The 10,108-nt window shown below is 43.1% G+C and carries 10 protein-coding genes; 6 read left to right on the top strand and 4 right to left on the bottom strand.

Annotated features, from left to right (window positions below; translation table 11 throughout):
• Positions 1 to 95 precede the first annotated feature (95 nt).
• Positions 96 to 488 (bottom strand): DUF2778 domain-containing protein, encoded by a 393-nt coding sequence (locus tag ACGF49_RS19825; protein ID WP_387492406.1) that lies wholly within the window; start codon positions 486 to 488, stop codon positions 96 to 98.
• A gap of 295 nt (positions 489 to 783) precedes the next feature.
• Here ACGF49_RS19825 and ACGF49_RS19820 point away from each other — a divergent pair, with 295 nt between their 5' ends.
• The 5 genes from ACGF49_RS19820 (at position 784) to sanA (ending at position 5,737) form a co-directional block, all read left to right on the top strand.
• Positions 784 to 1,221, top strand: a complete 438-nt coding sequence (locus ACGF49_RS19820; RefSeq protein ID WP_228901339.1) for a CidA/LrgA family protein — start codon at positions 784 to 786, stop codon at positions 1,219 to 1,221.
• Between the two features lie 2 nt (positions 1,222 to 1,223).
• Positions 1,224 to 1,919 carry a CidB/LrgB family autolysis modulator gene (locus ACGF49_RS19815; protein WP_112894842.1) on the top strand — a complete coding sequence of 232 codons (696 nt, stop codon included), beginning with the start codon at positions 1,224 to 1,226 and terminating at the stop codon, positions 1,917 to 1,919.
• A gap of 141 nt (positions 1,920 to 2,060) precedes the next feature.
• On the top strand, positions 2,061 to 2,945 hold the full coding sequence (gene cdd / locus ACGF49_RS19810; RefSeq protein ID WP_113042184.1) for a cytidine deaminase: 885 nt from the start codon (positions 2,061 to 2,063) through the stop codon (positions 2,943 to 2,945).
• Between the two features lie 212 nt (positions 2,946 to 3,157).
• Positions 3,158 to 4,855 carry an NAD-dependent malic enzyme gene (locus ACGF49_RS19805; RefSeq protein WP_228901341.1) on the top strand — a complete coding sequence of 566 codons (1,698 nt, stop codon included), beginning with the start codon at positions 3,158 to 3,160 and terminating at the stop codon, positions 4,853 to 4,855.
• A gap of 141 nt (positions 4,856 to 4,996) precedes the next feature.
• On the top strand, positions 4,997 to 5,737 hold the full coding sequence (gene sanA / locus ACGF49_RS19800) for an outer membrane permeability protein SanA (RefSeq protein ID WP_271867064.1): 741 nt from the start codon (positions 4,997 to 4,999) through the stop codon (positions 5,735 to 5,737).
• Here the strand turns inward: sanA and yeiB are convergent.
• The 3 genes from yeiB to ACGF49_RS19785 form a co-directional block, all read right to left on the bottom strand.
• A complete protein-coding gene (yeiB, locus tag ACGF49_RS19795; RefSeq protein ID WP_387492400.1) occupies positions 5,709 to 6,857 on the bottom strand; it encodes a DUF418 domain-containing protein YeiB in 1,149 nt (382 codons plus the stop codon). The two genes, sanA and yeiB, sit on opposite strands and share 29 nt — an antisense overlap.
• A 21-nt stretch (positions 6,858 to 6,878) precedes the next feature.
• Entirely contained in the window at positions 6,879 to 7,538 is a 660-nt protein-coding gene (gene folE, locus ACGF49_RS19790; RefSeq protein ID WP_387492398.1) for a GTP cyclohydrolase I FolE, read from the bottom strand.
• Between the two features lie 169 nt (positions 7,539 to 7,707).
• Positions 7,708 to 8,895: a YbfB/YjiJ family MFS transporter gene (locus tag ACGF49_RS19785; RefSeq protein ID WP_387492409.1), complete on the bottom strand. Its 1,188-nt coding sequence runs from the start codon at positions 8,893 to 8,895 to the stop codon at positions 7,708 to 7,710.
• 366 nt (positions 8,896 to 9,261) lie between these two features.
• On the opposite strand from ACGF49_RS19785, the gene ACGF49_RS19780 reads away from it, so the two are divergent.
• Positions 9,262 to 10,008, top strand: coding sequence for an SDR family NAD(P)-dependent oxidoreductase (locus ACGF49_RS19780; protein ID WP_113042178.1), 747 nt, complete (start codon positions 9,262 to 9,264; stop codon positions 10,006 to 10,008).
• The last annotated feature ends 100 nt before the right edge of the window (positions 10,009 to 10,108 follow it).

Below are 10,108 nucleotides of genomic sequence, written 5' to 3'. Positions count from 1 at the left end.
TGTGGATAAATAACGGTAAACAGATAAGATTGCAACAAGAATAAAGCGTGGCTTATTTTGTACGGTTAATTCGTCATCTTATGGATAAAAAATGATCATGCGTTAGCCCTGATACATCCCCAAGACTCGCCGCTACCATTCGGACGCAATGGATGAAGACGAAATGCTCCGCGTCGAACACCGTTCACGAATATATAATCATTCATTGTCTGAAAACTATATAACCCAAACCATTGAGAATGATTAGTACCATGAATCATATCAAGAGCTGTGCCTCTGACTTGGTTCGCTATGCTACCAACCGGACGATCAACAATCCAATACTGACCTGGAGGAATTGCTGATTTCTCAATGTAAGAACATTCAGACTTGTTGACGTATGGATCTTGACCAGAGAAAACGTCAAATATACCAACGCCATAACAATGAAATTTAGCCTTTCGTCCATTATCGGACAGGTCGTTATAATTCATCCTACAAATTTGCATGGTTATTCCCATATAATATATCTGCGAGTTGTATTCCAACCCGCAATTGATTAAATTACTATTTTTTCCATAGCGTATGTTTTCGTATGGTTGGACTTCAACGCTATCATAAAGTTCACTTTTTTCTAGAAAACCTCATATTAAATCAAACCACACATTACCAATCTTGCTAATCATTTTATCGGGGCTGTAATCCAGAACCGCCGAAATTTCCGTCATCCTTTCGAAGGAAAAGATGGCACATTCCCAAGGTCACTTGTATGATAAGTACCTCACCAGAATTAGGAATTTTGTTATGTCGTTTCGTGAAGTACTGATTGTTGGTTGGCAGTACCTGAGAGCATTTGTTCTGATTTATTTATGTTTGCTGACAGGTAATGCCATTTCTTCCCTACTACCCATCATTATTCCCGGCAGTATTATCGGTATGTTGATCTTGTTCGTTTTATTAGCTTTCCAGCTAATTCCTGCTCATTGGGCAAAACCAGGCTGTAGCCTGTTACTAAAAAATATGACCTTGCTGTTTCTGCCTATTGGCGTAGGCGTAATGAATTATTACGATCAACTCAGCCAACAGATAATTCCGATTGTTTTTTCATGCCTGATCAGTACTGCAATTGTTATGATTATCGTTGCTTACAGTTCCCACTATGTTCATCATGAACGTCCAATTATAGGCTCCACATCAGAAATTAAGAGTAAACAACAGAAACAAGAGAAACAAGAGAAATAAAAATGTTAAGTCATATTTGGTGGTCACTACCATTAACATTGATTGTATTTTACACCGCAAGAAAACTTTCACTACGATGCAAAATTCCCATTCTGAACCCCTTATTGGTTTCTATCGCCGTCCTTATTCCAATATTATTAATAACCCACACGCCTTATGAACACTATTTTGCCGGCAGCCAAATTCTAAATGATCTACTCCAGCCCGCCGTAGTTGCGTTGGCATTTCCTCTATATGAGCAGATACACCAGATCCGAGCCCAATGGAAGTCCATTATTAGCATCTGTTTTATCGGTAGTATTGTCGCTATGGTGACAGGCACTGCTATTGCCTTGTGGATGGGCGCCACGCCTGAAATGGCCGCTTCGATATTGCCTAAATCTGTCACAACACCAATAGCAATGGCAGTAGCAGACGCCATTGGCGGTATTCCTGCAATCAGTGCTGCTTGTGTCATTTTTGTCGGCATTCTCGGCGCAATATTTGGTCATAACCTGTTTGATCTTTTACAGGTAAAAACCAAAGCATCCCGCGGCTTAGCAATGGGAACGGCATCACATGCTTTGGGTACCGCCCGCTGTGCAGAGGTCAATTTCGTTGAAGGCGCATACAGCTCATTGGCATTGATGACCTGCGGTATCATTACTTCACTAACAGCCCCTTTTGTATTCCCGGTGCTGCTATACCTATTTAGCTAGTATATCTGTTAGGAAATTTGATAATAATCGCTCGATTATCAACTTCAATTACATAATTCTCATCATCTATATGATATTTATCACATTACAAATCTCATCAGACAACTTAGAATGATCTCAAGTTAATTCGGAGATCACGCTATGCAAGCTCGTTTTCACCCTATATGGGTACAGCTGCCATCTAAACTACAGGATGCACTTTTACCTTACGCAGGAAACGATGACTTTCCTGCCATGCTCACTGCTGAACAGGCTAAATCTATTAAGAAAGCCTGCGGTTTTGACGATAACACCTTGGCTGTCGCCCTGTTGCCCCTCGCAACGGCATGTTCCCTGACACCAATATCACATTTTAATGTTGGTGCGATTGCCCGCGGTGAAAGCGGAAACCTCTATTTTGGCGCTAATATGGAATTTGCGGGCGTACCACTACAGCAAACGATTCATGCTGAACAATGTGCGATTACCCACGCTTGGTTATTAGGCGAGAAAAGACTGGCATCTGTTACTGTGAATTACTCTCCGTGCGGCCATTGCCGCCAATTTATGAATGAACTTAATAGTGGCACACAATTAGAGATTCATCTGCCAAAACAGGCACCTTCAACATTAGATCACTATCTGCCAGATTCTTTTGGTCCAAATGATCTGGGCATCACAACTTTGTTGATGGACCCGGTCAATCATGGCTATAAACTAGAAACGACGGATAAATTAGTACTAACGGCATTAGATGCAGCAAACCAGAGCTATGCCCCATACAGTAATTCCTACAGCGGTACCGCACTTCTGGGAAAAGATGGAAGAATTTATCCTGGGCGTTATGCAGAAAATGCCGCATTTAACCCAAGCTTGCCCCCATTACAAGCAGCGCTGATTCTGATGAACATTTCTGGTGGTGATTGCCTGGCTATCGAAAGAGCGGTGTTAGTTGAGGGAAAACACAGTGATTTATCCCAACGGAGTGCGACTCAATCTATACTTGCTGCGCTCGGTTGCAGCAAATTTGATTACTACACTTTCTAAGTTCAGTGGAAAATTCATTTTTCCCTCTATGCAGATAGAGGGTTTTCCGCTGTAAAAAATAATTACCGTAACATTTTATTATCTAACTCTGGATGTTATCTCTCATTTTTACTCATAATACCTCTAATTAAGTAACATTTACTGTACATATTTTTCCTATCTCTTAGGATCTGTAGCGACCTTTTATCCATTTAGTTCAAAGAGTAAGATTCATGGAACTGGAACACGAAAGTAAACGTCCACTATACATTCCCTATGCTGGCCCAATTCTGTTGGAATTCCCCCTGCTGAATAAAGGCAGCGCTTTTACTAAGGAAGAACGCAGCAACTTTAATCTTTACGGTTTATTACCGGAAGCGGTCGAAACCATCGAAGAACAAGCTGAACGTGCCTATCGGCAGTATCTTGATTTCAAAAATGATGCAGATAAGCACATTTACCTGCGAAATATTCAGGACACTAACGAAACCCTGTTCTACCGCCTGCTGGATGCGCATTTGAACGAAATGATGCCGATCATCTATACCCCAACCGTCGGTGAAGCTTGTGAGCACTTTTCCGATATTTACCGCCGTGCCCGTGGCCTGTTCATCTCATATCCAAACAAAGCACATATTGATGACATGCTGCAAAATGCGACCAAACAAAATGTAAAAGTCATCGTTGTTACCGATGGTGAACGTATCCTCGGTTTGGGTGACCAAGGCATTGGCGGAATGGGTATTCCTATCGGTAAGCTCTCCTTGTATACCTCCTGCGGTGGCATCAGCCCGGCTTATACACTGCCAGTCGTCCTGGATGTAGGCACCAACAACCCGCAACGCCTAAATGACCCGTTATATATGGGCTGGCGTCACCCGCGTATCACCGGTGAAGAATATGATGAATTCGTAGACAAATTTATTCAGGCTGTTAAACGACGCTGGCCAAATGTGCTGCTGCAATTTGAAGATTTCGCACAAAAAAATGCTATGCCTCTTCTTAATCGCTATCGCCACGAGATTTGTTGCTTTAATGATGATATTCAGGGAACTGCCGCCGTTACGTTAGGTAGCTTAATTGCCGCCAGTCGCGCGGCGGGCCGTCAATTGAAAGATCAAACAGTCACCTTCCTCGGCGCAGGTTCCGCTGGTTGCGGCATTGCAGAACAGATCGTCGCCCAGATGAAATCAGAAGGTTTAAGTGAAGAACAGGCTCGTGCCCGTATTTTCATGGTTGACCGTTTCGGTTTATTAACAGACAAACTGCCAAATCTATTGGATTTCCAGAACAAGCTGGTGCAGAAAAGCGACTCATTAGCTAAATGGGATGTAAACAGCGATTCAATCTCGCTGCTCGATGTTGTCCGTAATGCTAAACCGACAGTATTGATTGGTGTTTCAGGTCAGGCAGGTTTGTTTACAGAAGAGATCATCCGTGAGATGCATAAACATTGTGAACGTCCAATCGTCATGCCATTATCGAATCCAACTTCCCGTGTTGAAGCCCGTCCCGAAGATATCATCAACTGGACGGATGGTGCCGCCCTGGTTGCGACAGGTAGTCCATTTAATCCGGTCAAATATAAAGATCAGGAGTATCCAATAGCGCAATGTAACAATGCCTATATCTTCCCCGGCATTGGCTTGGGTGTCATTGCATCGGGGGCCAAACTGGTTACTGACGGTATGTTGATGGCAGCAAGCCGAACATTGGCGGATTGCTCACCCTTAGCCCAAGAGGGTCAAGGTCCGTTACTGCCACTTATCGATGATATTCAGGAAGTGTCACGCAAAATTGCTAAACAAGTCGCCAAAGAAGCACAAATACAGGGCGTTGCCACTGTGACCTCAGATGGAGCACTGGATGAAGCGATTGAACGCAACTTCTGGAAACCTGAATACCGCGTGTACAAACGTACTTCATTCTGATTTTTATCATTAAAAATACGTAAAAAGCTTGTTAGTTCTCTTTTACTATCAAGCTTTTTTCTTACAGAGAAAACTTGCTTCGAAATTTCAGGTAAAGTAGCCTTTAACAAATTCAGTCATTAATGTGTATAAGGCAAAAGCATGTGGAAGCGCCTGATAACTAGTCTGTTATTCGTCATAGGGATGCTGATACTGACAGCTATTGCACTTGACCGCTGGATTAGTTGGAAAACAGCCCCCTATGTCTTTGATGATCTCAAACAACTTCCTGAACGTGAAGTGGGTATAGTACTTGGTACTGCTAAATATTACCTCTCTGGTGCGCCAAATCAGTACTATATGTACCGTATTCAGGGAGCCATTAATGCTTATAACAGCGACAAAATCAAATATTTGTTACTGAGTGGTGACAATGCTCAGCAAAGTTATAACGAACCCGTCACTATGCGCAGAGATTTGGTAAAAGCGGGTATTCCTACTGCAAATATCGTACTGGATTTTGCTGGTTTCAGAACCCTTGACTCAATAGTCAGAACCCGGAAAGTTTTTAACACTAATGATTTCACAATTATCACCCAACGATTTCATTGCGAACGAGCCCTGTTTATCGCTATGCATATGGGAATTGATGCTCAGTGTTATGCGGTTTCCACACCCAAAAATATGATTACCGTTCGATTACGCGAAATCATTGCCCGCCTTGGTGCCCTGACCGATCTTTATATTCTGAAACGTGAACCTCGTTTCTTGGGCCCGTTGATCCCTATTCCTGCTCCGTATAAGGTACCAAAAGGTATGACTGATTACCCCGCCGTAACCCCTGAAGAATTACGGTCAATGGATAAAACCCAGTTTAAGCCGACCGGGCCAACACCGCCGTGATATCACGCCACCGCTGTTCTACTGGACCTTGCGGGTGACGACGTAACCACCAGCATGAAAAAAGAATATTCACTGCCCAAATGGGAAGAATAAATGCAAGCAATTCCAAACGGCTAAATTGACCAAAAAACCCAAGGTTATAAAACAGCAGGGTGCAGATTAAGGTTTGTAGCAAGTAATTACTCATCGCCATTCGCCCAACCTGATTGAGCCAGTAATTAATTCGCCAGCATGAAATGACCGGCCAGAAACCATATATTAAAGCCATATACCCCAGTGCCTGAAATGGCGTTACCAACTCAGCAAGGATATAACCGACAATACCAGACCAAAAGTAATCCCAATTATGGGTATATTGGAACACCACAGAGAATATCTGAACAGCAATACTGAGCGGTATCAGCACCAGCGCCACATTTCGATAATGGCTCACTGAAAATTCCCCTTTTAGCCAACCATTACGCATTAATCCAGCACCACATGACATAATACCGATAAGCTGCCAACCATACTGAACAAACAGCATGACCATCATCAACATGATCTGATTGAAACGCTCTTTTGCTGCCAGCCATCCACCAGACGTTTTCCAATATGTTTCGTATAACATCTGGAATTCCGTCGATTGCCAAGAAACATTATTAGATTCGCCGCTGGAAAAAAAGCCGAGAATAAACAATAGTACTAATCCGATCAGATAAAAAATAGCGCCTTTCATAAATAACCGGTTACTGGCGCTATTTTGGCTAATCAATTGAAAGCTGAAAAAACCTGCCAAACTATAAGAGAGCAAAATATCGCCATCCCAGAGTAGGATGCCATGTCCCATTCCAATTAGAGCAAGTATGGTTAATCGTGGATAATTCCAGATTTTGCCCCTTGGTAATAGTAGCTCCAATGCCGCACCAAATAAGAAGGCCAAAATACACAGGAACTTTCCCTGAACAAAGACACTAAGTACAGACCAGACAATCAAATCAGTTAAAGAAGCTGAACCATTATATGTCGGATTCAAATAAGCAGCGGATGGCAAAGCAAAACCGGAGATATTGAGTAGCAATATCCCCAGTATTGCCAAGCCACGAATGCTATCCAGTGAATTAATTCTCTGGCAAGCCATTCTTATATTCCAGTGTAAAAATCACACATGGCGAATTGTGCGTAAAAACTCTTGACGAGTATTTTGGCTAGATTTAAACAATCCCCCCAAGGAGGTTGTTGTCGTGGTACTGGTTACATCACGGATGCCCCGCGCTTTCACACAGTAATGAACCGCATCAATCGATACGGCAACATTATTGGTGCCAAGGAGTGTCTGTAATGCAATCAAGATCTGCTGGGTCAGGCGTTCCTGAACCTGTGGACGTTGAGAAAAAAATTGCACAATACGGTTAATTTTAGACAACCCAATCACTTTATCTTTTGGAATATAGGCAACCGTCGCCTTGCCATCAATGGTCACAAAATGGTGTTCGCAGGTGCTGGTGAGTGTGATATCACGAACCGTCACCATTTCGTCCACTTTCATTTTATTCTCTATCAATGTGATTTTCGGGAAATTGCGGTAGTCCAATCCTGAAAAAATCTCATCGACATACATTTTCGCAATACGACCTGGGGTTTCTGCCAAACTGTCATCACGCAAATCAAGATTCAACAGTTTCATAACTTCCGTCATATGCTCCTCAATCCGCGCTTTGCGCACTTCCGGCACCAATGCCTGACCACGCAAAGGCGTTTCAAGACCACGAGCTTCCAGCGCCGAATGCACAAGCTCAGCTTCTTTACTTAAGGATGACATTATTTTCTCCAAAGACATTACTTTCCATCATCTGGCGGGTAGTCAATTGATGTTCGAGTCATAAGTACCATCACTGAAACAATCACGACTAACAGGTAACTATTGCACACACTGTAAATGAGCACGTGGTGATTATCCAGTGATTGCTTTTCATAATTATATGAATTTTTTACACACGCACTTCACTGGTCGGTTTATTCCTGTTACAAACCAATAACCCGGCAATGACCAAGGTAATCAATGCAACATATAATGCTGGCTCCAATCTCCCGGTTATTGCGGTAGAAACCGCTGACAACATCGGCCCAATAAGCTGCCCGACAGCATATCCGGTGGTTAATAATCCGGCCATATAACGGCTATGTTCTGGCGCTAATTCACGCCCATACTGAAACCCCATTTGCACCACACACATAAAACCACCACCAACCAACAAAGAGCTTAATGCCAGACCACCTATTCCCGGAATGATCTCAGCGATAAGAATGCCCACGGCCTGAATCCATAAAGTGATCGCAAGCCGGATTTGCGTTGTCAGCATATGACAGGTCAGAATAGCAAAACCGATGCCGATGACTGCGGCACCACCAAATATTGGCCAGACAAACTGTGCAAACAAGCTGCCAGGGAAACGATCACTTGCCATTTGTGAAAGAAAAGTCGCAGGTAAAATATAACCAAAGCCGGCTAAGCTGTAGCCCCATACCAGCCGCTTAATTGCAGGTGTCAAAGTCAGTTTCTTCACCTCAGCCTGTGAACGGTGTAACTCACCACTACGGGGCAAATGCCGACTAATATAGATACTGCAAATCAGCGCCAAAATGCCATACAACATCCATGCTTCGGAAGCACTCACTTGCCATGCTTGAATACCGATGGCAAGGATACCAGTAACGAATATCCCGACTCCCGGCCCCGCAAATATGGCAGCACTCAACGCAGGACGATTCAATTTAGCCAACTGTTCATTGGCCCATGATGTTACTAGCACCAATGTCCAACCACTCGCCCAACCAATAAAAAAACGGGCGATACTGTGCAATATCGCCCCATACAATAGCGCAGAGAGCAATGTGATAATCACTGCTCCCCATAATCCGGCCCAAAGCCGATATTCAATCAAACGGCGCGCCCGCATTGCATCATAGGAGCCGGCCAGATATCCCAAATAGTTAAAAGCCGCAACAATACCGGCCCCAGTCAGACTAAACTGGAATTCAGCGATCATTAAAGGTACTTGAGGAGTGAAAGCAGTACGCCCAATTCCCATAGCGACGACTAGCGCCAAAAATCCACTCATTGCGATATGAAAAGCTAGGTAGCGGTGACTTTGTTGAGGAGACATTGAATTGTTCATAGCCATAAGATATTATTTTTTAATTTATTTCTCACAATCCAAAACAGAAATCAAATATAATACACACTTTTAATTAACAAAATTCCCAGAAAAACGTAAATTATTTCTACCCATAAATAAAAAATCAGTAAGCAATTAATTACAGTATCTGGAATGTCAGCGTATATGAATTTTCTTACTCTGCACCGCTTATTTATTTTTACCTCTAATAAGTTACCTCCACTAAGGCTAAATCGAGTTTTACAACACAACATTAGCTTAATTAGTCTGGCTTCCACACAATAATGCCAAAACGGTACTAACAAACCTGTCTATAAGAGATATGATTCATCATGTTATGTACAAATATTAATAAGGAGCATTGTTATGTATAAAGTATTTCAAGGTAAGACAGCCATTGTAACCGGTGGTGGAACCGGTATAGGACGGGCTATCAGTATTATGCTGGCGAAACAAGGTGCTGCGGTCGCAGTGATCTATTCACAAAGTGAACTTGAAGCGCGGGAAACAACAGAAGCCATTATCAAGGATGGGGGGCAAGCTATCGCGATAAAAGCGGATGTTGCCGACGAATCGGCTGTGCAGGCGATGATAAACACTGTCGTGGAAAAGTTTAGCGGGATCGACTATCTGGTAAATAACGCGGCGACAACCAGACAACTTCAATTTGAAGATCTTGATGCCATATCTAGCGATATTTGGGATACCATTATTGATGTTAATGTGAAAGGCACATTTCATTGTTGCCGGTATGCCGCGCCTTATCTTAAAGCAAGAACAGGGAGTGCTATCGTGAATGTCGGTAGTATCGCCGGCGAAACAGGCCTAGGTTCTTGTATCCCCTATGCCACTTCCAAATCAGCAGTTCACGGACTAACAAGATCCTTAGCTCGGGCACTGGCTCCATCGGTCAGGGTTAACTGCGTAGCGCCAGGCGCCGTTGAAACCAGATGGTGGAAAGGGAAAGAAGAGAAAATGCATACGCTTTGCACTTATTTGCCCTTAGAAAGAATTTCAACGCCAGAAGATGTTGCAGAAATAACCTTAATGTTGTTAAAAGCAGAATCGATGACAGGACAAGTCATAACCGTTGACAGTGGTCAAACCTTATAATCTCTTGTCCGCTTTGTGACCTGGCTATGACAACAGCAGATTCCCTGACGCCAGGTTAATCGTGATGTTCTGCATATTTATCACATGTTGCGGCGCTTTG

Source organism: Photorhabdus sp. RM96S, assembly GCF_042879335.1.
GTDB classification, from domain to species: domain Bacteria; phylum Pseudomonadota; class Gammaproteobacteria; order Enterobacterales; family Enterobacteriaceae; genus Photorhabdus; species Photorhabdus kayaii.
The sequence above is the reverse complement of the archived record's forward strand: the minus strand, read 5'-3'. Positions and strand labels throughout refer to the sequence as shown.

Excerpts from the sequence above, each read along its gene's own strand:
- folE (WP_387492398.1), bottom strand. The coding sequence starts at position 7,538 with ATGTCATCCTTAAGTAAAGAAGCTGAGCTTGTGCATTCGGCGCTGGAA.
- ACGF49_RS19820 (WP_228901339.1), top strand. The coding sequence starts at position 784 with ATGTCGTTTCGTGAAGTACTGATTGTTGGTTGGCAGTACCTGAGAGCA.
- yeiB (WP_387492400.1), bottom strand. The coding sequence starts at position 6,857 with ATGGCTTGCCAGAGAATTAATTCACTGGATAGCATTCGTGGCTTGGCA.
- ACGF49_RS19785 (WP_387492409.1), bottom strand. The coding sequence starts at position 8,895 with ATGAACAATTCAATGTCTCCTCAACAAAGTCACCGCTACCTAGCTTTT.
- ACGF49_RS19805 (WP_228901341.1), top strand. The coding sequence starts at position 3,158 with ATGGAACTGGAACACGAAAGTAAACGTCCACTATACATTCCCTATGCT.
- cdd (WP_113042184.1), top strand. The coding sequence starts at position 2,061 with ATGCAAGCTCGTTTTCACCCTATATGGGTACAGCTGCCATCTAAACTA.
- ACGF49_RS19825 (WP_387492406.1), bottom strand. The coding sequence starts at position 488 with ATGCAAATTTGTAGGATGAATTATAACGACCTGTCCGATAATGGACGA.
- ACGF49_RS19780 (WP_113042178.1), top strand. The coding sequence starts at position 9,262 with ATGTATAAAGTATTTCAAGGTAAGACAGCCATTGTAACCGGTGGTGGA.
- sanA (WP_271867064.1), top strand. The coding sequence starts at position 4,997 with ATGTGGAAGCGCCTGATAACTAGTCTGTTATTCGTCATAGGGATGCTG.
- ACGF49_RS19815 (WP_112894842.1), top strand. The coding sequence starts at position 1,224 with ATGTTAAGTCATATTTGGTGGTCACTACCATTAACATTGATTGTATTT.